Raw genomic sequence first — 24521 nt, 5'->3', positions numbered from 1 at the left:
GGCGGGATCTGCTGTGAGAAATTTAAAAGGCCGGACTCCTTGCGGGGTCCGGCTTTTTTTGAGTGCGGTGATGGTCGGGAATGGGGCTCTCTCTGCTCATCGGGCTCGGTGGAGGACGGCGGGTGCCCCCGACACCTACCGCGCATGAGGCGTCCCTATAGGACGCGGTGATCACCGGCAGCTCACCCGGCACTGTGCGCCGGGCTGTTATAAGTCGTCCCGTTGGGACGGGGAGCCGGGACGGTTAGGGCCGGGCCGACTTACTTCAGCAGCAGCCAGACTCCTGCGCTGGCGGCTACGAATAACAGGGCCAGCAGCATCTTCAGGCCATGGAGGCGGACGATTCTGGTGCTGCGGAGCCAAGCGTCCCAAGCCACGCCGGGCCTGTCTACGTGGCGATGATAATGTCTTACGGGGGCGCGAAAGCGCATGGGGGTTGCGGGAGGCTTCATGGGGAGTGAAGAGCTAATCCGTTGTCGCTAAAAATCTTGGGTTTGTCGATGGCCGAATTTGCGATGTGACCGGGAACCATTGCCGATGGCTGAATTCGGGCTTTTCTTGGCGGGCCGGAGAACCACGTATCGCGGGAATTTCCCTTGCACTCCGGTGACAAGGTGTGAATTGTCCCGCCGAAACCATACAACACTGAGCAAAGAACTAAGGTAATGCTTCCCGAGCACGCTCCCTTCTCTCCCGATCAACGCCGCGCGGTGGATATCGCACTGGCAGGACTCGACGCGTCCCAGCGCTTCTGGCTGGCTGGCTTCCTGTCCGTTGGAGCGCCCGTTGCGGCCCCTGCCGCGCCTCCGGCAACCACGGCGAAGCTAACCGTCCTCTATGGGACGGAGTCCGGTAATTCGGAAAAACTGGCGGATTTTTCGGCGAAGGAGGCGAAGAAGCGCGGCTTCCAGACGGCGGTGAAGAACATGTCCGACATTTCTCCCGCGGAGCTGGCCAAGGTGGAAAACCTGCTGGTGATCGTGAGCACCTGGGGCGACGGCGATCCGCCGGAAAGCGCGACCGGTTTCTACAAGGAGTTCATGAACGGCTCGGCGGTCGAATTGCCGCGCGTGCGCTATTCCGTCTGTGCGCTCGGCGACACCGCGTATGAGAAATTTTGCCAGATCGGCAAGGACATCGACGCCCGGCTGGAGAAGCTGGGTGCCAAGCGGGTTGCGCCGCGGCAGGACTGCGACGTGGAATACGAGGAGCCGCACGCCGGCTGGCTCGATGCCGCGCTCAAGGCTTTCGCCCCGGCGAGCGCGCCTACGGCTTCCGTAGTAGCAGTCCCGGTCGCCGCCCCGGTGGTGCCGGCGGTGGAGTATGGGAAGAAGAATCCATTCGCCTCCGAACTGCTGGAGAAGGTGATCTTGAACGGGAAGGGGACCACCAAGGAAACCTGGCACTACGAACTTTCGCTCGATGGCTCGGGCCTGAGCTATGAGCCGGGCGACGCGCTGGCGGTGATCCCGGTGAACGCGCCGGACATCGTGGAAGGCATTCTCAAGGCTGCGAAGCTCTCAGGCAGCGAAGCCGTGGAGGTGAAGGGCGTGGGCTCGAAGGTCCTGGCCGACGCGCTGCGCGAGGACTTCGATATCACCGCGCTGTCGCGTGCGGTGATGACCAAGCTGCAGTCGCTGTCCGGATCGGACAAGCTGGCCGCGCTGCTCGCGGAGGACGCGAAGGATCACCTGAAGGACTACCAGTGGGGCCGCTGGATCAGCGACGCGATCGCCGACTTCGCGCCGGATGGTCTGGCCGCTGCGGATCTCGCGACCATTTTCCGCAAGCTGCCGCCGCGGCTTTACTCGATCGCTTCCAGCTCCTTGGCACACCCCGGCGAAGTGCACCTCACGGTGGCATCCGTGCGCTATCAGGCCCATGGCCAGACTCGCAAGGGGATCGCTTCCACCTACCTCGCGGATCTGATCGAGAAGGGCGGGCATGTGCCGGTCTACACCCACCAGAACAAGAACTTCCGCCTGCCGGCTTCTGCCGATGTGCCGGTGATCATGGTCGGCCCGGGCACGGGCGTCGCGCCCTTCCGGGCCTTCGTCGAGCAACGCGCCGCGCTGGGGCAGGGGGAAGAGCTGGCTCTTCTTCGGCGACCAGCGTTACACCTACGACTTCCTCTATCAGGTCGAGTGGCAGGAGCATCTGAAGGACGGCCACCTGAGCAAGCTGGACGTGGCCTTCTCCCGCGACCAACCGGAGAAGGTCTACGTGCAGCACCGCATGCTGGAGCGCGCGAAGGATCTCTACGCCTGGCTCCAGGAGGGTGCCCATTTCTACGTCTGCGGCGATGCCAACCGCATGGCCCACGATGTCCACGAGGCTCTGATCTCGGTCATCGAGAAGGAGGGCAAGCTCCCGCGCGATACGGCCGAAGCCTATGTCGAAGATTTGAAGAAATCGAAGCGCTACCAGCGCGACGTCTACTGACGCGAAGTTCCAAGTTAAAAGTTCCAAGTTCCAAAAAGCAGCATCTTAACCTGCGGATTCCCCGGTCGGACCCTGAACCCCGACCCCTGGCCGCTGACCACTCTGATGAGCGACAAGAAACTCTCTGCCAACGAAGGCATCAAGACCCGTTCAAACTACCTGCGCGGTACCATCGAAGAGGGCTTGGCCGACCTGTCCACCGGCTCGATGTCGGAGGACGACCAGCAACTGCTGAAGTTCCACGGGACCTATCAGCAGGACGACCGCGACCTCCGGAATGACCGCCGCAAGCACCGCTTGGAGAAGGCGTATTCCTTCATGATCCGCATCCGGGTGCCGGGTGGGGTGGCGACTCCGCACCAGTGGCTGGAAGTGGACCGGATGGCGGAGCAATTCGCCAATGGCACGATCAAGCTGACGACCCGCCAGGCCTTCCAATTCCACGGGATCATCAAGAGCAATCTCAAGCGCACGATCAAGGAGATCAACCAGACCGCGATGGACACCGTGGCGGCCTGCGGCGACGTGAACCGCAACGTGATGTGCAATCCGAACCCCTATCTCTCCTCCGTGCATGAGGAGGTGCTGAAGGCGGCGCAGGACATCTCCACGCATCTCACGCCGGCGACGCGTGCCTACCACGAGATCTGGCTGGATGGCGAGAAGATCGAGAGCACCGAGGAGGAGCAGGAGCCGATCTACGGCAAGACCTACCTGCCGCGGAAGTTCAAGATCACCATCGCGGTGCCGCCGAGCAACGACGTGGACATCTTCGCGAACTGCTTGTCCTTCATCGCGATCGTCGAGGACGGGAAGCTGTTGGGCTACAACGTCGCCGTCGGCGGCGGGATGGGCTCGACGCACGGCAACGAGGCGACCTATCCGCGGATCGCGGACGTGATCGGCTTCTGCACGCCGGATCAGATCGTGGATGTGTCCGAGAAGGTGGTGCTGGTGCAGCGCGACTACGGCGACCGCACGGACCGCAAGCACTCGCGCTTCAAGTATACGGTGGATGACCGCGGTCCTGACTGGATCCTGGCCAAGATCAACGAGTATCTCGGCTACGAGCTGGGAGCCGTGCGTCCGTATGAGTTCAAGGACAACGGCGACCGCTTCGGCTGGGTCGAGGATGAAACCGGGAATTTCCACTACACGCTCTTCGTCGAAGGCGGGCGGGTGCTGGATACCCCGGCCTTCCCGATGCGGACGGGCCTGCGCGAGATCGCGAAGATTCACGGCGGCGACTTCCGCCTGACCGCGAACCAGAACCTGATCATCGCGAACATCACGGCCAAGAAGCGCTCCGAGATCGAGGCGCTGCTGGAGAAGTACGGCATCCATCATAGCCACGAGCGCAGCGCGCTGCGGTTGGCGTCGATCGCCTGCGTGGCCCTGCCGACCTGCGCGCTGGCGCTGGCGGAGGCCGAGCGCTACCTGCCGGAAGTTGTCACCTATCTCGAGGAAGAGCTGGAGAACGCCGGCCTGCGCCACGACTCGATCACGATCCGGATGACCGGTTGCCCGAACGGTTGCGGCCGGCCTTTCATCTCGGAGATCGGCTTCGTCGGGCGCGGTCCGGACCGCTATAATCTCTACCTCGGCGGCGGCCACGCCGGCCAGCGGCTGAGCAAGCTCTACCGCCAGGACGTGCATACGGACGAGATCCGCGGCCTGCTCGCGCCGATCTTCCAGCACTACGCGAAGGAGCGGAATGCGGGCGAACATTTCGGCGACTTCGTGATCCGCGCGGGTTACGTGGCCGCTACCATCCAGGGAGGCGACTTCCACAAGAACATCAAGGAAGAGGCGCTCAAGAACTGACCAAACCGACGATGAAGAGGGAATGTGAAACCGGATACCAGCGGTGTCGGCCTTAGGCCGTACCCCAGCTCCGTTTCGTTTCAACGTTCTCTAACAAATTCATTCCCTCGCGTTCATCGCGGTTTACCACAATGTCCACTACCACTCGCATCGCCCCCGAAGCCGAACTTCTTTCGGCGGAGCTCGCCCGCCTGAAGGCCGGCGAGCGGCTCAAACTCTTGCATGAGCGCTATGGCAAGCGCTTGGTCGCCTCGACCAGCTTCGGCCTGCAATCGGCGATCATGCTCGACCTGATCGCCCGGAATGCACCGGAGATCCCGGTCGTGTTCATCGATACCGGCTACCATTTCCCGGAGACCTACCGTTACGCGGAAGAGCTGATCCAGCGCTTTGGCACGGACCTTCGTGTCTATCATCCGACTTACTCCGCCGCCCGGATCGAGGCGCTGTGGGGCAAGCTCTGGGAGCAGGGCCTGGAAGGCATGGCCAAGTATGCCACGCTGACCAAGATCGAGCCGATGGACCGCGCGCTGCGCGAACTCGGCACCGACGTGTGGATCAGCGGCCTGCGCCGCAGCCAGTCGAGCAGCCGTGTCGAGCGGCCCTTCGCCGAGCAGCAGAAGAAGACCCTGAAGGTCTACCCGATCCTCGATTGGGCCGACGCGCAGGTGGCCTTCCACATGCGCGAGCACGGCTTGCCCAGCCATCCGCTGGAGGTCGAAGGCTTTGTGACGATGGGCGACTGGCACAGCACCAAACCGGCCGCCGACGGTCTCGACGCGGAGTCGACCCGCTTCAACGGCGAGAAATACGAGTGCGGCTTGCACCTGGATTCCGGCAACTCGGATTTCCAGATTTGAACTTCCGTCATACTTGAGTCTTGTGTCTTGCGTCTTCGATTTCTGAGTCTATCCCCGTTTTTAACCCCAGACGTCTCTTCATATGCCAATCGCAAACTCTATCGCCGACACGATCGGCAACACGCCGCTGATCCGCCTGAACAAGGTCTCCGCCGATGCGGGTGCCGAGATTCTCGTGAAAGCCGAGTTCTTCAATCCGCTGTTCAGCGTGAAGGACCGGATCGGGAAGGCGATGATTGAAGCCGCTGAGAAGGACGGTTCGCTCAAGCCGGGCGGCCTGATCATCGAGCCGACCTCCGGCAACACCGGGATCGCGCTCGCCTTCGTGGCCCGTGCCAAGGGCTACCGCTGCATCCTGACCATGCCGGAGAGCATGTCGGTCGAGCGCCGCGTGCTGCTGCGCCTGCTCGGAGCCGAACTGGTCCTCACGCCGCGGGCCCGCGGGATGGGCGGCGCGATCGCCAAAGCCAAGCAACTCATCGAAGAGAACCCCGGTTCCTTCGGCCCGGGCCAATTCGACAATCCGGCCAACCCCGAGATCCACCGCAAGACGACCGCCGAGGAAATCTGGCGCGATACCGACGGCAAGATCGATGCCTTCGTGGCCGGGGTCGGCACGGGTGGCACGATCACCGGGGTTTCGGAGGTGATCAAAGCGCGCAATCCGAATTTGAAGACCTTCGCGGTCGAGCCTGTGAACAGCCCGGTGATCTCCGGCGGTGCCCCGGGCCCGCACATGATCCAAGGCATCGGTGCCGGTTTCATCCCGAAGAATCTCAACGTCGATATCATCGACGAGGTGATCCAGATTACCAACGAGGACGCCTTCGCTACCGCCCAGCTTCTCAATCAGGAAGAAGGCCTGCCTGCGGGGATCTCGACCGGAGCCAACGTCTGGGCTGCGATCCAAGTGGCCAAGCGGCCGGAATTCCAAGGCAAGCGCATCGTCACGGTCGGCTGCTCGTCCACCGAGCGCTACCTCTCGACGCTGCTGGCGGAGAAGGTGCGCGAGGAAGTGGCGAATCTGCCGGTCGCGGAGATCTAATTCCAAGCCACCCTGCTTTCGAGCGTCTCGTTCCTCTTGGGACGGGGCGCTTTTTCGTTTCGAGTTCTCGCTGCTTCGCCCTAGCAGCAGGCGAACCCGGTCCGCGGGGCTCTCCCGCCGCACCCCTTGTCCCCGGAAATGGTGTTCGGAAGTCTTTCTACAAGACGGCGGAGAGTGATAGTGTGGGCGGCAGATGATTTTCAGAAAGCTCCTGTTTGCCACCGCAGTGTGGCTCGTATCCTTCGCCGGCGTAGTCAGGGCGAATCCCTTCTTCGCGATGGATACGGGGATCACCGGGGATCCGGAGAAGGTGGCGGTGGCGCTCGGGGAATTGGGCTACGACGGACTCGGTGGCAGCGGGACTTCCGTGGCTTCGATGCGCGCATCCCTGGAGAAGCAGGGGCTGCGCTTGTGGAACGTCTATCTGACGCTGAAATTCCAGGCGAATGCCAGTCCGCTGACCCCGGAACTGAAGAAGCTGATCGGCGACCTGAAGGGTCACGATTCGACCCTCTGGATCGCTATTTCCGAAGTGGCCGGCAAGAGCGATGAGACCGCAGCCAAGGCTCTAACGGAAATTGCCGGGCTCGCGAAGGAGTCCGGCGTGAAGATTTCGCTCTACCCGCACACGGGCCATTGGCTGGCGCGGTTCTCCGATGCGGCGCGCTTGGCGAACAAGCTCGACCGGGAGGATGTCGGCATCACTTTCAACCTCTGCCATTGGCTCAAGGAGGAGGGCGACGTGGATCCGATCCCGGCGATCAAGGCGGAGAGCAAGCGGCTGCAATTCGTGACCATCAACGGCGCGGACAAGGGCGATACGAAGACGATGGGCTGGGACAAGTTGATCCAGACCTTGGATCGCGGCAGCTATGACGTGGCCGGCTTCGTGGGCCGCTTGCAAGGCGAGGTGGGATGGAAGGGTCCGATCGGGCTGCAGGCTTTCGGTGTGCAAGGCGACCGCAGGGCGAATCTCGCGCGCTCGATGGCCGCCTGGCGGAAGATGAGCGGTTCGCTCGATGGCATGGTGGTAGCCGGTTACCAAGGCTGGTTCCGGGCGGAGGGCGATGGCTCGGGCAACGGCTGGGTCCACTACTCCAGCGGAGGCAAGTTCGAGCCGGAGAATACCCACATCGAGATCTGGCCGGACATGACCGAACTCGGGCCGGACGAGCGTTTTCCCACGCCGCTGCGTTACGAGAATGGCAAGGTCGCCGAGGTCTTCAGTTCGGTGAAAGAGGCGACCGTGTTGCGGCATTTCCGCTGGATGCGGGAGTATGGAATCGATGCCGCCTTCTTGCAGCGCTTCGCCACTACGGTCCGCAATCCGCGGGCGCGCGAATCCTTGGACACGGTGCTGGCGCATTGCCGGAAGGGAGCCAATGCGGAGGGCCGCAAGTGGGTCCTGATGTATGATCTTTCCGGGCTCAAGACGCAGGAATTCGATACGGTGTCGAAGGACTGGCTGCATCTCAAGGAAGAGAAACTCTGGTCCGCCGATGATGCCGCCTACCTGCGCTACCAAGGGAAGCCGCTGGTCGCGCTGTGGGGGCTGGGTTTCAACGACCGGCCGGCCTCGCTGCCGGAGTGGGAGCGGCTGGTGCGGTTCTTCAAGGAGCAAGGCTGCGCGGTGATGGTGGGGGTGCCTTGCTATTGGCGGGCGATGGACCAAGACACCATCAAGGATCCGAAGCTGCACGAGATCATCCAACTGGCGGACGTCGTCAGCCCGTGGGCAGTCGGGCGTTTCGGGACGCCGCAGGATGCGGCGAACCGGGTGGAGAAGCTGCTCAAGCCGGACCTGGCCTGGTGCAAGGAGCGCAATCTCGGCTACCTGCCGGTGGCGTTTCCCGGCTTCAGCTGGCAGAATCTCATGAGGAGCCGTAAGCAGGAGGCAAAGATGGATGCGATCCCGCGGCTCGGCGGGAAATTCCTGTGGAGCCAGGCGGTCGCCGCGCGGCAGGCTGGCAGCAAGTCGCTCTACATCGCGATGTTCGATGAAATCGACGAAGGCACGGCGATCTTCAAGGTCTCGCAAAATCCTCCGGTGGGGGCGGTCAAATTCCTGACAGAACCGGGGGTGAAGCCGGACCACTACCTATGGCTGAGCGGCGAGATCGGGAGGATGATGCGCGGTCTGCGGCCGGCTGTGGCGGAGATGCCGGGCCGGTCGCAGTGAGGCTGCGGCACGCTTCGTGCTGGATCGCGGCGGCTTCTACAGCCACCCTCTAACGCATGCCTGAGCGCCTCGCCGGACTGCTGCTACCCGCTTTCACCCCTCGCCGCGAAGGCGATCTCGGCATTGGCGATACGCGGGCGATCCGGAAGTGGATCGACCACTGTGCGGAACACGGCATCGGCTTCCTGCAATTGCTGCCGCTGAATGAGACCGGCGGCGACGACAGTCCCTACAATGCGATCTCTTCGGTGGCCTTCGAGCCGCTCTACCTGAGCTTCGACCAGAAGGACATCCCGTGGCTGGAGGAGTCCGAAATTCAACAGGCGCGCCAGGAATTGGGCGAGAGCCTGACTGCCAGCAAGGTGAACTACGCCGCCGTCCGCAAGGTCAAGCGGGCTCTGCTGGAGAAAGCTTGGCAGCGCTATCAGGCGGGGCAGGGGGACATCGCTTTTTACCGCTTCCGGCGCGAGGAGGCGGCATGGCTGCCGAACTACTGCATCTATCGTTGGTTGATGGACCAAGCCGGCGGATCGGAAGCCTGGGACTGGTGGCCGGAAGCGTGGAAGACGGTCGAGGGCGCTTTGGCCCATTTGGAGAGCGAGCGGGGAAAGGATGCCGCTGCGGTGGACGGGCGCTTGGAGTTCTATGCGTGGGTCCAGTGGCTCTGCTTTCGCCAATGGCGCGCCGTGCGGGATCATGCGGACAATCTCGGGGTGAAGTTGATGGGGGACATTCCCATCGGCGTGAGCCGCTACTCGGCGGATGTCTTTTTCCATCGCGAGGATTTCGATCTGGAGAACTGCGGGGGGGCGCCGCCCGAACTCATTTTCAAATATGATCCCTTCATTCAGAAGTGGGGTCAGAATTGGGGGATTCCGCTCTACCGCTGGCAGCGGATGGAGGCCGCCGGCTTCGTTTGGTGGCGGCAGCGGATTGCGAAGCTGACCACCGTTTTCCACATCTTCCGGGTGGATCACGTGCTCGGCTTCTACCGGATCTACTCCTTCCCTTGGCAACCGCAGCGGAATGGTGAATTCCTGCCGCTGACCGAGAAGGAGGCCATGAAACTCACCGGCGGCCCCTTACCGGGCTGGGCCCCGCGGCCGGACGATACACCGGTCCACAAGGCTGCCAATCGCGCCGATGGCGACCTCCGTCTGCGGATGGTGATCGAGGCCGCCGGGAATGCCGCCGTGGTGGGCGAGGACCTCGGCTGTGTGCCGGACTATGTGCGCCCCCATCTCGCCTCGCTCGATGTTGCGGGCTTCCGGATTCCGCATTGGGATTTCGACGCGGAAGGTCACGTGATCCCGCCTGAAGAGCTGCCGGAGTGCTCCTTTGCCACCTACTCCACCCACGATCACGATTCGGTGCCGGCCCTCTGGGCGAACTTCCACCGCATCGTCGCCGATCCGGATGCCGATCCCGATGAGCAGAGGCAGGCCGCGGAGTACCTGCGTTTGATGGCGGAATTCGCAGGAGTGCCGGAGACGGTGCCCTACGGACCGGAACTCAAGGCGGCGCTGTTTGACGCGCTTCTCGCTTCGCGCTCGCGCTACGCCGCCTTCATGATCACCGACCTCTGCGATCTAACAGACCGGATCAATTCTCCCGGCACCGTGGGGCCGCATAATTGGAGCTTTAGGCTGCCCATTGAGAAGGAAGCGACGGCGGTGAGGGAATTGAATGCGCTTCAGGGGATCTTGTTGGCGACAGGTCGAAGTCAATTGAACCGCTAGCTTCCGGCCATCCGGCGAGCATTCAACTTCCTGTCCCATCCCTCCCATTCCTCCGGCCCCAACCAGCCCGGGAGCTTGGGATGCCAGAAGGGTTCGTAGAGGCAGACTTGGCCGCCGATGATGGCGCCCAAGTAGCTGAAGGTGCTCTTGGCCATGATCAGCACATCGCTCTTCACCAGATGATGGAAGGTTTCGAAGACGTCTTCATCGAGGTGCAGGGTGGCTCCCAGTTCGGTGAAGGCCCGGAAGTCCTCCGGCTTTCCCTCCGAGAAGAGGCGGACATTCACCCGGTCTTTGCCCGCCATCCCGATCACCCGCTTGAGGCGTTCCAAGATCACTTCGTCAGGGGTGAACCATTGCGCGAATTGGCCGGTGACCGCGACATCGCCGCGCCGGAGATGGACGGCCACCTGGAGGCGGCCGTCGTCGTAGCCCGGCGACTCCGGCTTCGCCGATAGGTGGTATTTGGCCCGCAATGCGGGAGCGATCGCCGCCCAGGCTTCGGGACGATGGTTCGTCAGCCGGTGGCAGTGAGCCACCACGTGCAGGGAGCGCGAGCGCGGCCAGAAGCGGTGAGGTTTGGCGACGGGGCGGAGCGGGTAGCCGGCCAGATCTGCCGCTTGGATCTCGCCGGCACCCAGGTTGAAGAAATTCTCCCAAGTGGCGGACCAGTCCTCGCTTGAGACGCCATCGGGCCGGTGTGCGACGTCCGACACGGGAGTGTGGGCGTAGGTCAGGCCCTTGAGACGGGCCAGGATCATCGTGGAGATCCGGGCGGAAATCTGCGCGCCGCCGCCGTCGTCGCGGTCGCGGCAGGTGATGAAGCTGTCCTTCGGACGCAGGAAGGGAAGGGGCACGGCGCAGCATGGCCCGGGACGGGCGGTAGCGGGCAAGCCCGGAAAATCCGCTTGGACGCCCGGCCCTCCCGGCCTAGCCTCGCTCCGCCCATGGCTTCCTGGTTCAAGCAGCTCAAAGAAAAGCGGAAATACAGCAAGTGGATCGAGGACGGACGCCCCGATCCGCCGCCGCCGCTTGCCAAGCGTGAGATGCTGCTCGATTACAAGCAGCGCCACCGCCTTCATCTCCTCGTCGAGACCGGCACCTTCAAGGGCGATACCGTGGAGGCAATGCGCGGAGAATTCCGCAAGGTTTACTCGATCGAGCTTTCGGAGATGTTCTACACGGAGGCAAAGAAGCGTTTTTCCGGCGTCTCCAATGTCGAACTCCGCCAAGGCGATAGCGGCAAGGTCATGCCCGAGGTGGTGTCGAAGCTCGATGCTCCCACGCTCTTCTGGCTGGATGGTCACTACTCCGGCGGCGACACGGCCCAAGGCGACCTGAATTGCCCGGTGTGGGGCGAATTGGAAGCGATTTTCAGCGGCATGAACCAGCCCTTCGTCGTCCTGATCGACGACGCCCGCTGCTTCCGCCATGTCGGTGCCATCGATTACCCGGCGGTCTCGGACATCGAGGCTTGGGTCAAGGAAAGGCGCCCCGACCTGGGCCTGGAAGTAGCGATGGACTGCATCCGCATCGCCCCGAAGTAAGGCCACTATTTCACGTCGTCGTTCAGGCGATAGAAGGCGCGGTCCGGCGGCGCGGAAGGATCTTCCATGGAGGCTTGGCCCAGTTCTCCGGTGTCCACCGTGCCGATCACCGTCCATTCCACCAGATCGGTGGAGCGCTCGACGGCGTAGCGGCTGTTAGGAATACCGGTCATCGACAGGCTCATCCCCTGGCTAGTGCGCTCGACGCGAAGTTTCATCGCGGGTGCTGGCGTCGCCGCCGCTGCCTTGGCCGATACCGGTTCTGCCGCCACGGTGCCGCTGCCGCCCGAATTGACCACGAGCGCCGGCCGGGCCGAGGTGGGCGAGCCTTCCGCCGAGACGAAGGAAACGTCGCGGGTTGAAGAGTCGGCCTCGAGAATGAAGCTGTAGATGCCCGGTCCGGTAACGCGGGAAGAGACGTCGAAGCTCAGCACTTTGCTTTGGGTGATGTCCCCGGTAAAGCTGGCAAGTTCCGCGCCCTTGGCCGGGGCGTTGCTGCCGGTGATGCCGCCTTCCGTCCAGCCATTCGAAGCCGCGGCGAAGACCCGGACGGTCATCGACCCGGAGGAGACATCGTCGCCCTCGGTGAGTTTCAGAGTGGCCGAGGTGGGGGCGGTGACTCCGCTGGCGTCGAACTGAAGATAGATGATCCGCTTGCGCGAGGAGTTTTCCAGCCGCAGGACGGTGCTGTTGAAGTTTTTGCCATTCTCCGTGTAGGCGTCGTGGGTGGCCGCCAGAATCACCGTCCCGCCCGGGGCAGGCGCGGGGCCCTCGACGACCACCGTCATCTCGTCGGTCTCGCTCAATTCGCCGTCGGAGGCCGTCAGGCGGAGGAGATAGGTTCCTGTCGCGGTGAAGGTCGCCGTGGTTGCGGGGCTGCTGGCATTGCCGAAGCTTACCGCAGCCGGGCCGCTGGTACGGGTCCAGGTGGTGGTGAGCGTGGAACCTGCGGGCTGACCGTCGTCGCTTGCGGAACCGGCGAGATTCACTTGCACGCTGGTGCCGGTGAGGAATGCACTGCTGTTAGGACCGGCATCGACTGTCGGAATCTCGTTGTCGATGATATCGGAAATCACGGTTACGGTCACCTCGTCGCTGGTGCTGAGTTGGCCGTCGCTTGCGGTGAGGCGCAGCACGTAGGTTCCCGCTGCACTGAAGGTGGCCGAGGTGGTTGCGGCATTGGCGGGGGAGAAGGATACCGCCGCCGGGCCGCTGCTGCGCGTCCAGGTCAGCGCGAGCGAGGATCCCGCGGGCAAGCCATCATCCGTGGCCGATCCGCTGAGAGCGATTGCGATCGGCTGGCCTTGGTAAGATCCCGATTTGTCCGCACCCGCGGATACGACCGGGGCGGTGTTAGAAGGACCGCCACCGCCGCTTCCAGAAGTGATTGTGAGGACAGGCCGCGCGGCGGTCGTTGTGTTTTCGGCGGAGGCGAAGGTGACGTCCTTGGCGGTATCTGTATCGAGGATGAAGCTATAGATGCCGGGCGCACCAACGAAGGAGGAGACATCGAAGGTCAGGATCTTGCCCGCGGGGATGTCCCCGGTGTAGTTCGCCAATTCCGCTCCTTTCGCCGGAGCATTTGAACCCGTGATTGTGCTCTCTAGCCAGTTGTTCGAAGTCGCCGCGAAGAGACGCAGCGTCATTTTTCCGCTCGGGACATCGCCCTTCTGCGTCAAGGTCAAGCTTGCGGCTGAGATCGGGGCAGTGGCGGCGGTGAGATCGAATTGGAGATAGGAGATCCTCTTGCGCGATGAATTCTCAACCCGCAACTCGGCGGTGTTCACGTTGCTCCCATTCTGGGTGTATGCATCCTGACTCGCAGCAAAGTTCGATGTCCCGCCGCCGCCGGAGGATGCGCTGACCGTCACCGTTGCTTCGTCCGTATCGCTGAGAGCCCCATCCGAAGCGGAGAGCCTGAGCGTGTAGGTGCCCGCGGTGGTGAAGCTCGCCGTGGTCGCCGCGGAAGATGCATTGCCGAAGCTGACCGGGGCCGGACCGCTGACCGGAGTCCACGCGACCGAGAGCGAGCTTCCCTGAGGCAGACCGTCGTCGCTGGCGCTTCCCGCGAGAGCGATCTGCACGCTTGCCCCGCTGAGGACGGCGGAGCGATCCGGGCCGGCATTGGCGACCGGCGCTTGATTCTGGGCCGTAGCGGTGGTGACGAGAACTTGCACCTCATCAGAACTGCTCAGGGTCCCATCCGTGGCGGTCAGGCGCAGGACATAGGTGCCGGCCGCGGTGAAGGTCGCGGACGTGCTGGCGCTGTCAGGAGCAGAGAATGTTACCGCGGCGGGGCCGCTCACCCGGGTCCATGAGCGCGACAACGTCGACCCCGCCGGCAGGCCGTCGTCGGAAGCCGAGCCGGTCAAGGCCACGCTGACGGAAGCCCCCGAAAGAGTCGCGCTCTTGTCCGCTCCGGCGCTGACGAGCGGTGCTTCATTGGTCGGCGTGCTGCCGCCCGTGTTCTGCACCAGGGCGATCCAATCCTGGGTGGTAGAATTCGGCGGCGATCCGAGGCTGCGGGTCCCGCCTCCCGCAAGTGTATTGCCACTCACCAAGGCACCGCCGTTGCGCGGGTCGAACCAGCGCACGCGATAGTTCCCGCTTTGACCGGAGAGATTCAGGGTAGCGCTCGTTCCGCCCGAGCGTAACTGGACGAGATAGGTGTCCCCCGGCTTCGCCAAGCAACGGTTGGCATTGTTGCCGCTACCGCTGACGAGGGAATTTGCATTCGGCATGTCTTGGAAGGGGATCGGATTGTTCTCGAAGAACCCGATCGCATAGCGGCAGACCGGCCAGAAGGAATCGCGGCTGCGGAAATCGTTGCAGGTAAGGTCCGAGTGGTCCAAGGCGTAGCCGAAGTACCACTCCACCCCGGCACCGCCGGCCATGATATTGCCCCACAAGGCGTCCTTGCGGGCATCCGTGTGGCTGCTGCCCGGATCATTGTCGGGCCGCAGGCTGTAGCGGGAATCCCCCGGTTCATCCGTCGCGACGACCCATGGCTTGCCGGCCGCTACCGAGCGGTCGATGTAGTCCTTGGTCATCGCGAAATTATCGGTGAAGTCATAGGCATTGAGCTGAAGCGAGAAGCCGGTGAGCTTCGAGGCGCTGCCCATCATGTTGTAGTGGGTCGCGCCATTGTGGATCACCAGGTGATGGTGATAGGGATCGGTATCGTAGAAGTATTGGGCCCAGGCCTGCTTCTGCTGGAGCGAGGCGGCGTTGATCTCCTCGCCGAGGTTCCAGTTCATCGCCAAGTGATGGCCGAAGCGCGCGATCAGCTCGCGGTAGTAGAGCTTGCGCTGGTTGCCCATGTTGCCGCTATCGAGCAGCAGTTCGTTCTCCGTTTCCTGGGTCTTGAAATGGATATACATGCCCATGTGGTCGCCGTGCTCGAAGACGGTCTCCCATTGGTCGAGCTTCGAAACATCCATCCTCAGGCGCTCCGAGTAGGTGGTGTAAGGATAGACGTTCTTGTCGTCGCCATCGATGTTCAGTGTCAGGAAGGAGAAGGCGTTCAGCCCTTGATCGGCGAGATAGTTGATCGCACCGATCAGTCCCTTGCCCTTGCTGCCCTGCCATGTCGGGTCGCCGCTATTCCAATCCTGCACGTGGGGCTGCCAGTCTTTCACCAGGTCATCCTCGCGGCCGTCGGTCTTGAACTCGCCGTCGAAGTCGGCGTAGGCCAGAAGATTCTCGGGCGCGTCCACCCCGGCCTTCATGAAATACCCGCCGGTCTCGGCGAAGCGCAGGTGGTGCTTGCCGACGTACTCGAGCCGGCCTTTGCCCCGCATGTCGCGTCCGGACTTGTTTGTGGCCGCGATCGAAAGTGTTCCTTCCTCGCCGTCGAAGAATCCGGCGCTGCTGCCCGAGGTCGGACTGGCATCCATGGCCACGTTCGAGCCGCTGCGGAAGGATGCTTCGTAGGTCCAGGTGCCGGTCTCGTCGGGTGCGAAGTGAACGCGCCAGACATCGCCGGAGGTGGCGGAGGTATTGGCAGCATTGCCATCGGCAGCGTAGTAGCCGGGGACGAGATAGGTCTTGCCGCTACCCGCGTGGCGGAAGGTGACGTTCAACCGGTAATTCGTGAAAGGGTTCGGCGTGGCACCCTCGCTGGTCGAGGGACCGTCAAAGTCCAAAGTGACCTTGTGCCACTTGCGCAGTTCCCCGCTAACAGATGCTGCATCGGCTGACAGGACTATCGTGGCAATCGCCGTGAGAAAGGCGGTGGTTTTCATAAGGTCGGATCGGTTTCGTAGTGGTGGTCGAAACTTCCCCGATCTGCGGATCCCCGGGGCGGGGAACCATGATGCGGTTGGTGATGAAGTCCGGAGGGTCAGGGGATGAGACAACGGTCCTTCTTCCCAGCGGGTGCTGAAGCAGCCCGCGGGGTCAAGAGGGAGAAGGGTGGCGGATCTGTTAACCGATCAGATCCGTCTTTGAGAAACCGGCCTAAGCCGGATATCGGTCATGAATCCTTAGTCGCAGTCGTCGTGCCCTAACCGCGTAAAGGGCTCCCGATGATTGAAACACAAGAGACTGCGCGAAATCCGCCTCCGTTCAACTCAATCATTCAAGCGGGCGGAACCGCATTCTGCAACGCCGTCCCGTGCGTCACTGCATGCTTTCCCGGTGAGAGCATGGTTCCGGGCAAGTCCGTTTGCGTCCGGTCCGCTTCGGGTGCATGATACGGCGAATGGAGGAGCCGCTGCCCGACGAATCCGAAGCTCCCGCCCTGGTGGCGGTGGGCGAGTGGCCCTCGTTCATCGAGGCGGACGAGCACGCGCTGGTGGCACTCGCCATGAATCGCGAGTGCTGGATTCTACCATCGCCGGAAGGTTTCGCCGTGCTGGCCGATCCCGACGATGCCCCGGCGATCCGACGCGAATTTTCCCTCTACGCTGCCGAGCAGTCGGAGCGCCGCGAGCGGATCGAACCGCCGCTCTTTCCCGCCGGGATCGAGCTGATGCTGCTCTGGATCATCGCGCTCACCGCCGTCTTCCTGGTGCAGGAGCGCTATCCGGGATTTACCGACCGCTTCTGCAATTCCAGCCGCGCGATGGTCGAAGGCGGCGAGTGGTGGCGACCCTTCACGGCACTCTTCCTGCACGCGGATGCCGGGCACCTGCTCAGCAACATTGGCATCGGCGGCATCTTCTGCGTGATGGCCGCCCATACCCTCGGTCTATGGCGCGCCTGGCTGCTGATTCTCGCCAGCGGCACGCTAGGGAATGCCATCAATGCCTGGGCCCGCTTCCCGGGGGATTTCGCCTCGCTCGGGGCTTCCACCGCGACCTTCGGTGCGCTGGGCCTTCTCACGGGTGCGGCTACGATGAACGCTTGGAAGTCGCGCTCCTACCGCGAACTGCGTCCGCTGATTGCGCCTGTCTTCGTCGGCCTGACGATGCTCGGCATGTATGGCGTGGGCGGGGAGCAGACCGATGTCGCCGGGCACTTCGCCGGTTGGTCCTGCGGCGTGCTGCTCGGTATTCTGGCGTGGCGGAAGACGATCGCAGAGTCGCTTTCAAGGGATCCTGCGCGGTCCCTTGTCAGTTCTTGAGATCACCGGATCGGGATTTTCCCGGATTGCCCCGCGTCTTTCGATCTGTCAGAATGTCAAGGTGCGCGGACTCCTGCTGACCCTTGTTTTTACCGGGATTTCCTCCGCCGAGCGGATCAATCAGGAGGGCCGCATCCTCGGCCCCCAGCCAGCCGTCGCCGCACCGATCCTCTTCAATACCCCGCAGGCGGATGCCGTCGTCTCCGCGATGCAGATCATGCCGCTCGACAGCCCGTGGAACGAAGACGTTTCGCGCCGCCCGGTACTCTCTAACAGCGATGCGATGGTCTCGCGTATCACCAGTGACCTCGTAACCGGTGTAAATGCCAACCGGGGCTTTCTGTGGCTCTTTGAGGAAATGAACTTCGCTTTGGTCCCGGACAACCAGCCCGCCCAGCCGGTCGAATTTTTTCAGTATCCCCAGCAGTCGGACTTCGATGGTGGCACCTCGCCGTTTGGCAGCTATCCCATTCCGGTCAATCTTCCCATCGAAACTTGGCCTACCGGGACCGGTTCGATGACCTTGGAGCAATGGCAGACGTCCTCGGTGAGCGGCGACCGTCACTCGATCATCGTGATGCCCGGCACCGGTAATCTCTGGGAAACTTGGCTCACCCGGCGTGTCGGCGGCAACTGGCGTGCGGCAAACGGCGCCAAGTTCCCGCTCAACAACAACAGCCTGCGTCCGGCCGGTTGGACGTCCGGCGATGCGGCAGGACTACCGATGTTTCCGGCGCTGGTCCGCTACAACGAAGTCCAGCGCGGGATGGTCGAACATGCCATGCGCGTCGTAGTGAAGAAGAGCCGCCGGGAGTATATCTATCCAGCGACCCATCATGCCTCCGTGGATAACACCACGGACCCGAACGTGCCCGCGATGGGCCAGCGCCTGCGGCTGAAGGCGGGCTATGTGATCAACCCGAGCTGGACCATCCAGGAGAAGGCCGTCCTGCTCGGCCTGAAGAAATATGGAGCCTTCGTCGCGGACAACGGTAACTTCTTCTCCATCTCGATCACGCCGGACGATCGCTATCCGGAGGAATGCTTCGACCATCTCCGCAGCCTGCAGATTTCGAATTTCGAGGTTATCCAGACAACGGGCCCGAACGAAGGCCCGCGCTCGGCGGGAGCGCCCACGGCGAATGCCGGACCCGATCTCGATGTCCGGGCGGGTAGCAGCGTGGCTTTGAACGGTGCGGTTTCAGGAAGCGGAACCTTGGTCACCCAATGGAAGTGGAATGCCGGTCCCGCACCCGTGACTTTCGGCAATGCCGCGCAAGCCGCCACTACTGCCAGTTTCACTGTTCCGGGGCGGTACACGCTACTGCTGTCCGCATCTAACAATGTCCACACCCCCGCCTACGATGCCATGATCGTGGACGTGACGATTCCCGTGAGCCTGGTCCGCTCGGGGCGCGACCAGATCGTCGGCTTTCCCACCATCAGCGGTCGTCATTACCGCGTGGAGCGCAGCGGCGATCTTGGCGCATGGCTTACTCTCGCGGACAACATCACCGGAACCGGTAGCCCGGCTCAAGTCACCCATGCGGGAGCTCTTGATGTGCCGGGGGAGCAGCAGTTCTACCGAGTGGTGTTCCTCGATTGAGGGTCGCGCTTACTCCGCCTCGACCGTCTCCTTCGGTTTCATTTTCGCGCGCGCGATCTCCCAGACCATTGGCAGCACGGAGAAGCCGATGATTCCCAGCACGACCAGCTCGAAGTTCTCCTTCACCACGGGCATATTTCCGAAGAACCAGCCCGCCGGCAAGATCAGCACGACCCACAGGATCGCACCGACGACGTTGAACAGCATGAAGCGTCCGTAGTCCATATCGCCCGAGCCTGCCACGAAGGGAGCGAAGGTGCGGACGATGGGGACGAAGCGGGCGAGGATGATGGTCTTGCCACCATACTTCACGAAGAACTCGTTGGTCTTCGCAATGTGCGAGGGCTTCACGATCCTCGGGAAAGTCCGCATCATCCAGCCGCCGAATCGACGGCCGATCCAGTAGTTCACCGTGTCGCCCAGGATGGCGGCGACCAGCATGACCAACCCGGCGATCCAGATATTCAGGCCGGACGCCGGGACAGCCGCGATCGCGCCGACGGCGAAGAGCAGCGAATCACCCGGCAGAAAGGGCGTCACCACCAAGCCGGTCTCGCAGAAGATCACCAGGAACAGCAGGCCATAAACCAGCGGCCCGTGAGCTTGGGTGAATTCGGTCAGGTGCTCCTGGATGTGCAGGATGAAATCGATCGCTTCCTTCATCGTTCAGTCGTTTTCGGGCCGGGGGTCGCGGTTGAGGAGTTCATGCAGGGCGCGTGCCGCGGGCATGTCCCGATAGAGAATCGCGTGCACCGCATCGATGATCGGCGTGCGCACGCCGGCGCGCTGGGCGGTCTCGTGGATCGAAAGCGTGTTGGGCACGCCTTCCGCCACCATGCCGAGCGAGGAGGTCGCTTCTTCCAAGGTCTTGCCTTGGCCGAGGGCTAGGCCCACGCGGTTGTTGCGGGAGTGCTTCGAGAAGCAAGTGGCAATCAAATCGCCGACGCCCGATAGACCCGCGAAAGTTTCCATCCGTCCGCCAAGCCGGGTGCCGAGCCGGGTCATTTCCGCAAGCGCCCGCGTCACCAATGCCGCAATCGCATTGTCACCGAGGCCGAGCCCTGCGGCGATGCCAGCGGCGATAGCGTAGACGTTCTTGATCGCGCCGCCGTATTCGATGCCGGCGAGGTCGTCGCTGGTGTAGCTGCGGAAATGGGGGGTGGTGAAAAGTTCCTGCAGGCGCCGCGCCAGATCCTCGTCCACCGTGCCGATCACCGCGCAGGTCGCCAGACAGGCGGCGATCTCTTCTGCGTGGTTCGGTCCCGATAGCACCGCGAGCGGCTGCAGCGGCAATTGTTCGTGCAGGATCTCGCTCATGCGCTCGCCGGTATTGCGCTCGATGCCCTTGGCGCAGGACAGCAGTACCGCGCCCGGCGGCAGGCCTGCCTCCGCGAGATGCTTGGCCGTTTCGCGCGTCGCGGCGGTGGGCACGCAGAAGAGGACCAGAGGATGCGCCGCGGCATTTCCCAAGGAGGTCGATGCCGTGATGTTTTCCGGCAGTTCGACCCCCGCGAGATAGCGCGAGTTGTGGCGCGTGGCATTGATGCTCTCCGCCACCGTCGGGTCCCGGCCGATCATCTCGACCCGTTCGAGTTTGGTGGCCAGCAGGCGCGCCAGCGCGGTGCCGAAGGAGCCGGTGCCGAGGATGGCGGCGGAAGAAAAATTGAAGTCGGGCATCGTGGAAAGGCAGTCGGGGAGGGGACTTCAGGAAACGGCTTTCTTCTTCCGTTCGAAACGGCTCTCCGTTCCAGCCATGATCCGCTTGATGTTCGTGCGGTGCTTCCAGATCGCCAAGACGGCGATGACGACGGAAAAGACAAACAGCGGTTTGTTCCACTCACCCGTGGCGAGCTTTCCGTGGCGCCAGGAGCCATAGATGACGATCAAAGGAAGCAGCGCCGCTGCTCCGATGGAAGCCATCGAGACGTAGCGGCTGATGATGAAAATCAGGACCCAGGCGACGATGAGGACAGGTACGACCAGTGGTGCCAGCGCGATAAGCACGCCTGCGGAGGTGGCGATGCCCTTTCCGCCCTTGAAGCCGACCCACGGCGAGTAATTGTGCCCGAGAATCGAGAAGAGCCCCGTGAGGACGTGCAGGCTTTGCGCCTTCCACTGATCCGCCGCGCTGAAGATGTACCCCTGATCCAGAAGGTTGTGGAAGGTGAACCCGGTGTTCTGCCCCTTGAATTGGATCAGCGTGATCGCCAGCAGGGTCGGGATGAATCCCTTCAGCGCATCGAGGATCAGGCAGAAGATCCCGTGCTTCTTGCCCACCACCCGCAGCACGTTGGTCGCGCCGATATTTCCGGAGCCGTGCTGGCGGATATCGATCCCTTTCGAGCGCGCGATGAAGAGCCCGAAGGGAATGGATCCGAGCAGGAAAGCGAGAAGCGGGCAGAGCCAGAGCTGCATGTGGGCGCTTGAGTAGAGGAAAGCCGCCCCGATGTCACCCCCAGAGGCGGGTTACTCCGCAAGGCTTCATGGAAACAGGTCTGCCCAGCGGGCTGGAAGTAGCCGTAACAAAAAGCGCGATCCCCGTCGAGGGATCGCGCTTGAGAGAAATTGTTAGGCTTACTTCGGGGCCACCACCTCGGCGCTCTTGATCAGGACGTCCTCGGTCGGGACGTTGGGGGCGGGGCTGGTCGCGGATTGGCCGCCGGGGCCGCGCTGCGTCAGGGCTTTGGTGCCGGTGGCGACGGCCTTGATCTTGTCCACCACGTCCATGCCTTCCACGACCTTGCCGAAGACGGCATAGCCGTGGCCATCGGGGTTCGGGGCGTTCAGGCCGGCGTTGTCCACCACGTTGATGAAGAACTGGGCGGTCGCGGAGTTCGGATCGCTGGTCCGGGCCATGGCGATCGTGCCGCGGTCGTTTTTGAGGCCGTTCGAGGCCTCGTTCTTAATCCCGGGGCCGGTTTCCTTTTCGAGCAGCTTGCCGTCCTTCGACTCGAAGCCGCCACCCTGGATCATGAAGCCGTTCATCACGCGGTGGAAGGCGGTGCCGTCGTAGTGCTTCTTCTTCACGTAGGAGAGGAAGTTGGCCACGGTGACCGGGGCCTTCTCGCTGTTCAATTCGATCACGATATCACCCTTGCTGGTGGTGAAGCGGACGCGCTCCCCGGCCGCAGCGGCGGCGGGCTTGGCGGGCTCGGCTTCCTTCTTCTCCTCCTGGGCGAAGGCGAAGGGGGCGAACAGGGCAAGGGCGAGGATTAGACGGCGTTTCATGTCTTGGTTTCTTAGGTTGGGAAAAGGCGCTTCAGGCGTTGCTCTCGCTCTTCTGGGCGGGGCGCAGCTTGGGCGGCGCGGGCTGGCCTTCGGGGATGATGTGCTCGATGTCGGAGAGCGGCAGCCAGCCACGGCTGTCATTGGTGAAGGCCACGTAGGCCCAGTCGCCACTCTTCGTGATCATGCGGCAGAGCGAGCCTGCGGGCGCCTCGATCACTTTCGGCGCGCTGCGGGCTGCATCGGTGCGGACCACCGCCATGTCGGAAACGACCACCACTTGCTCGGCCAGCGGCGCGAAGCGGGCGTCGTCCGGATAGAAGTGCCATGCCACCAGCCCCGCCGCCGCGAGCAGAGGCGCGGTGATGAAGGATGCGATGGAGACCACGCGGACGCCCGCGCCCGGCCGGGTCGCGGGGAAGATCAGAACGGCCACGACGATCATCCAGATCGAGGCCCAAACGAAGCTCTTCCAGACGCCCAGCGGAACCCGCGCGAGCGTATGCTGGTAATCGGGCCGCTGGATCGAGATCGAGCCGAACTTCCGCTCCAGGAAGCGCTGGTTCTGGCGGGCTTCGGGGTGGGAAGGATCGAGCAGCAGCGCCCGGCGGTAGTAGAGCGCCGCCTCGCCCGGCGAGCCCAGGCGGTAGGCGGCATTGCCGACGTTGAAAAGCGTGTCCGCGGGCAGCTGTTCGTAGGGTCCGCTCTCCAGCCAGGCCTTCGCGGCATCCCCGTAGCGACCTTCTTCAAAGGCCTTGGCCGGATCTTCCTGGCCGAAGCCGGCTTGCGCCGAGAGCGCCAGGAATCCGAGCACCAATGGCAAGGCGATCCGCCGCAGTTGTTTGAGCACGCGCTGGCGCTCGGAGCGGTCAATCTTCGACTCCGCCACGTCCTGGCGGAAGCAGACCTCGTTGCGCTTGGCCAAGGTCTCGGCAATCAGCGGATCGCTACTATTGCCCAGCCAACGCTCGATGAAATGGCCGACGCTACGGTAGAAGGCGCCGGTCTGCTCCGGGGCGCGCTCGACGTCGCGCCATTCCTTCTCCCGGGCGATCTGGTCGGGATCCTTCTGCAGCCGCGGGCCGATCTTTTGCCGGGTGATGCGAATCAGGAGGCCGATCACCATCAGCGCTGGAATCACCTGCCACAGCCAGGACGGCAGGGAAATGCGCTTCGAGAGCAGGGCGGCGGGGCTCTTGATAATGCCTAGGATGTCGGTCATCTCCTCCAAGGGCATCGGCAGGGCCTGCGGGACCGCGGCGCCCGCTACCTGAGGCGCGGTCGAGGGCAGCACCGTCAGCGGGATCGCGTCGGAGAGCAGGGTCTCGTAGGTATTCTTGGCGGGATCGAAATAGACGAGGCGGAAGGGCGGGATCGCGCTTTGCATCCGGAGCGGCCGCATGAATTGGCGGAAATCCACCTGTCCCCACATTTCGCGCCGCTCTTCGCCGCGCTCCGCAGCCGAGCTTTCGTAGAGCTTCCAGCCATCGACGTCGATCGGCTTGGGTGCCTCGAGGGCATCGAGATTGCCCGAGCCGCTGACCGAGATCTGGACCGTCACCGGATCCCCCTCGCGGATTTCCGTCTCCCGCGAGCGGACCGCGATCTCGAATTGGCCGATGGCATTGGTGTAACCCTCGGGAGCCCCGGGCGGCAGCGGCTTCGAATTGAGCTTGATGGCCGGAATCTCCAGCGTCAGCGGCTGCACGTCGGCGGAATTGAAGCCGCCGCCCATGCCGACCACCGCTTGGATCTTCACGGATGCCGGGCCGAGCGTCGATTCCCCGGCGCGGTTGGTGGACATCGTGCTCGGATAACTGACCGCGTGGTATGGCCGGCCCAGGATACTGGCCCTGCGGCTGCCCATGCTGCCCATGCGGGTATTCTGCTGCTGCGGCTGGAAGCGCCACGCCGAGAGGCCGTCGCGCTCGAAGTCAGGGATACCCCAATCCTCCACCCCTTGCTCCGCGGGGAGGTAAAGCTTGAGCTCCACCGGCTGCTTTTCCCCGGCATAGGGATTGCCCTTCAGCGCGTGGAAGGCGGCGGCGTAGCGAATCTCACGCCCCTCCGCCATCACCTTCGCCCACTTCAGATTCGCTTCGTCGATGATCCGCAACTCGACCGGCGAGGTGCGCCGCTTGTCGCCATCGATGCTGACTTCGATCGAGGGAATGGTGTAGTCCCCCGGATAGTAGCCTGCGACCGCGAATTGGTAGCAGTATTCCCAGCGCTTCCCGATGCTGATCCGCCGTTGCCAGCCGTGTATGGTGATCGGGCGGATGATGAGCTTGTCCACCTCCGGAATCTCCATCACCGGCTCCTCGAGCGGTGCATCCTCGCCGGGATAGATGATTTCCAGAGCCGCCTGTTCCCCGGTGACGAGGAAGCGGCTGCTGATATTCGTCGCGACGAGGGGCGCGGCGCTCATGGGTCGCGTGGCCAGCAGGGCCGCCGCGGCGATCAGGAATGAAAACAATCGGTTCACAGT

General features: G+C 63.2%; 15 protein-coding genes and 2 pseudogenes. 10 read left to right on the top strand and 7 right to left on the bottom strand.

Annotated elements, in window-relative coordinates; all coding sequences use genetic code 11:
- Window positions 1–665: 665 nt before the first annotated feature.
- The 7 genes and pseudogenes from ABWK72_RS03460 to ABWK72_RS03430 form a co-directional block, all read left to right on the top strand.
- Window positions 666–1856, top strand: a pseudogene (locus tag ABWK72_RS03460) (flavodoxin domain-containing protein); the annotation flags it as partial.
- Window positions 1857–2139: 283 nt separating this feature from the next.
- Window positions 2140–2442, top strand: a pseudogene (locus ABWK72_RS03455) (sulfite reductase [NADPH] flavoprotein alpha-component); the annotation flags it as partial.
- A 105-nt stretch (window positions 2443–2547) separates the two neighbouring features.
- Window positions 2548–4266, top strand: a complete 1719-nt coding sequence (locus tag ABWK72_RS03450; protein ID WP_367873390.1) for an NADPH-dependent assimilatory sulfite reductase hemoprotein subunit — start codon at window positions 2548–2550, stop codon at window positions 4264–4266.
- A gap of 131 nt (window positions 4267–4397) precedes the next feature.
- Entirely contained in the window at window positions 4398–5126 is a 729-nt protein-coding gene (locus tag ABWK72_RS03445) for a phosphoadenylyl-sulfate reductase (RefSeq protein ID WP_367873389.1), read from the top strand.
- Window positions 5127–5208: 82 nt separating this feature from the next.
- Window positions 5209–6171 carry a cysteine synthase A gene (gene cysK, locus ABWK72_RS03440; protein WP_367873388.1) on the top strand — a complete coding sequence of 321 codons (963 nt, stop codon included), beginning with the start codon at window positions 5209–5211 and terminating at the stop codon, window positions 6169–6171.
- 193 nt (window positions 6172–6364) lie between these two features.
- Window positions 6365–8350 carry a TIM barrel protein gene (locus ABWK72_RS03435; protein WP_367873387.1) on the top strand — a complete coding sequence of 662 codons (1986 nt, stop codon included), beginning with the start codon at window positions 6365–6367 and terminating at the stop codon, window positions 8348–8350.
- Between the two features lie 56 nt (window positions 8351–8406).
- Window positions 8407–10089 (top strand): 4-alpha-glucanotransferase, encoded by a 1683-nt coding sequence (locus ABWK72_RS03430; protein WP_367873386.1) that lies wholly within the window; start codon window positions 8407–8409, stop codon window positions 10087–10089.
- Here ABWK72_RS03430 and ABWK72_RS03425 read toward each other — a convergent pair.
- The gene (locus ABWK72_RS03425) at window positions 10086–10946 is read right to left on the bottom strand and encodes a hypothetical protein (protein ID WP_367873385.1); all 861 of its coding nucleotides are present in this window, start codon (window positions 10944–10946) and stop codon (window positions 10086–10088) included. The genes ABWK72_RS03430 and ABWK72_RS03425 overlap by 4 nt on opposite strands.
- 90 nt (window positions 10947–11036) lie before the next feature.
- On the opposite strand from ABWK72_RS03425, the gene ABWK72_RS03420 reads away from it, so the two are divergent.
- Complete coding sequence (locus ABWK72_RS03420) at window positions 11037–11636, top strand: hypothetical protein (RefSeq protein WP_367873384.1); 600 nt, start codon at window positions 11037–11039, stop codon at window positions 11634–11636.
- A 5-nt stretch (window positions 11637–11641) separates the two neighbouring features.
- Here the strand turns inward: ABWK72_RS03420 and ABWK72_RS03415 are convergent, their stop codons facing one another.
- Window positions 11642–15880 carry a DUF5060 domain-containing protein gene (locus ABWK72_RS03415; protein ID WP_367873383.1) on the bottom strand — a complete coding sequence of 1413 codons (4239 nt, stop codon included), beginning with the start codon at window positions 15878–15880 and terminating at the stop codon, window positions 11642–11644.
- Window positions 15881–16326: 446 nt separating this feature from the next.
- Here ABWK72_RS03415 and ABWK72_RS03410 point away from each other — a divergent pair, with 446 nt between their 5' ends.
- Window positions 16327–17202: a rhomboid family intramembrane serine protease gene (locus ABWK72_RS03410; protein ID WP_367873382.1), complete on the top strand. Its 876-nt coding sequence runs from the start codon at window positions 16327–16329 to the stop codon at window positions 17200–17202.
- Window positions 17203–17263: 61 nt separating this feature from the next.
- Entirely contained in the window at window positions 17264–18808 is a 1545-nt protein-coding gene (locus ABWK72_RS03405) for a hypothetical protein (RefSeq protein WP_367873381.1), read from the top strand.
- A gap of 9 nt (window positions 18809–18817) precedes the next feature.
- Here the strand turns inward: ABWK72_RS03405 and ABWK72_RS03400 are convergent, their stop codons facing one another.
- The 5 genes from ABWK72_RS03400 to ABWK72_RS03380 all read right to left on the bottom strand — a co-directional run bounded on the left by ABWK72_RS03400 (window position 18818) and on the right by ABWK72_RS03380 (window position 24518).
- Window positions 18818–19471: a DedA family protein gene (locus ABWK72_RS03400; protein WP_367873380.1), complete on the bottom strand. Its 654-nt coding sequence runs from the start codon at window positions 19469–19471 to the stop codon at window positions 18818–18820.
- 3 nt (window positions 19472–19474) lie between these two features.
- Window positions 19475–20485 (bottom strand): NAD(P)H-dependent glycerol-3-phosphate dehydrogenase, encoded by a 1011-nt coding sequence (locus ABWK72_RS03395; protein ID WP_367873379.1) that lies wholly within the window; start codon window positions 20483–20485, stop codon window positions 19475–19477.
- Window positions 20486–20512: 27 nt separating this feature from the next.
- Window positions 20513–21223, bottom strand: coding sequence for a glycerol-3-phosphate 1-O-acyltransferase PlsY (plsY, locus tag ABWK72_RS03390; RefSeq protein ID WP_367873378.1), 711 nt, complete (start codon window positions 21221–21223; stop codon window positions 20513–20515).
- A 159-nt stretch (window positions 21224–21382) separates the two neighbouring features.
- On the bottom strand, window positions 21383–22036 hold the full coding sequence (locus ABWK72_RS03385; RefSeq protein WP_367873377.1) for a peptidylprolyl isomerase: 654 nt from the start codon (window positions 22034–22036) through the stop codon (window positions 21383–21385).
- A gap of 31 nt (window positions 22037–22067) precedes the next feature.
- Entirely contained in the window at window positions 22068–24518 is a 2451-nt protein-coding gene (locus ABWK72_RS03380; protein WP_367873376.1) for a tetratricopeptide repeat protein, read from the bottom strand.
- Window positions 24519–24521 lie beyond the last annotated feature (3 nt).

This window comes from Luteolibacter sp. Populi (genome assembly GCF_040801775.1).
GTDB lineage: Bacteria > Verrucomicrobiota > Verrucomicrobiia > Verrucomicrobiales > Akkermansiaceae > Haloferula.
Note: the sequence above shows the minus strand (reverse complement) of the source record. Positions and strands in the feature narration are given on the sequence as shown.

Bases quoted from the DNA above. Each gene is read 5' to 3' on its own strand.
- ABWK72_RS03430 (WP_367873386.1), top strand. From the start codon at position 8,407: ATGCCTGAGCGCCTCGCCGGACTGCTGCTACCCGCTTTCACCCCTCGC.
- ABWK72_RS03435 (WP_367873387.1), top strand. From the start codon at position 6,365: ATGATTTTCAGAAAGCTCCTGTTTGCCACCGCAGTGTGGCTCGTATCC.
- ABWK72_RS03385 (WP_367873377.1), bottom strand. From the start codon at position 22,036: ATGAAACGCCGTCTAATCCTCGCCCTTGCCCTGTTCGCCCCCTTCGCC.
- ABWK72_RS03410 (WP_367873382.1), top strand. From the start codon at position 16,327: ATGATACGGCGAATGGAGGAGCCGCTGCCCGACGAATCCGAAGCTCCC.
- ABWK72_RS03400 (WP_367873380.1), bottom strand. From the start codon at position 19,471: ATGAAGGAAGCGATCGATTTCATCCTGCACATCCAGGAGCACCTGACC.
- ABWK72_RS03420 (WP_367873384.1), top strand. From the start codon at position 11,037: ATGGCTTCCTGGTTCAAGCAGCTCAAAGAAAAGCGGAAATACAGCAAG.
- plsY (WP_367873378.1), bottom strand. From the start codon at position 21,223: ATGCAGCTCTGGCTCTGCCCGCTTCTCGCTTTCCTGCTCGGATCCATT.
- ABWK72_RS03445 (WP_367873389.1), top strand. From the start codon at position 4,398: ATGTCCACTACCACTCGCATCGCCCCCGAAGCCGAACTTCTTTCGGCG.
- cysK (WP_367873388.1), top strand. From the start codon at position 5,209: ATGCCAATCGCAAACTCTATCGCCGACACGATCGGCAACACGCCGCTG.
- ABWK72_RS03450 (WP_367873390.1), top strand. From the start codon at position 2,548: ATGAGCGACAAGAAACTCTCTGCCAACGAAGGCATCAAGACCCGTTCA.
- ABWK72_RS03395 (WP_367873379.1), bottom strand. From the start codon at position 20,485: ATGCCCGACTTCAATTTTTCTTCCGCCGCCATCCTCGGCACCGGCTCC.
- ABWK72_RS03415 (WP_367873383.1), bottom strand. From the start codon at position 15,880: ATGAAAACCACCGCCTTTCTCACGGCGATTGCCACGATAGTCCTGTCA.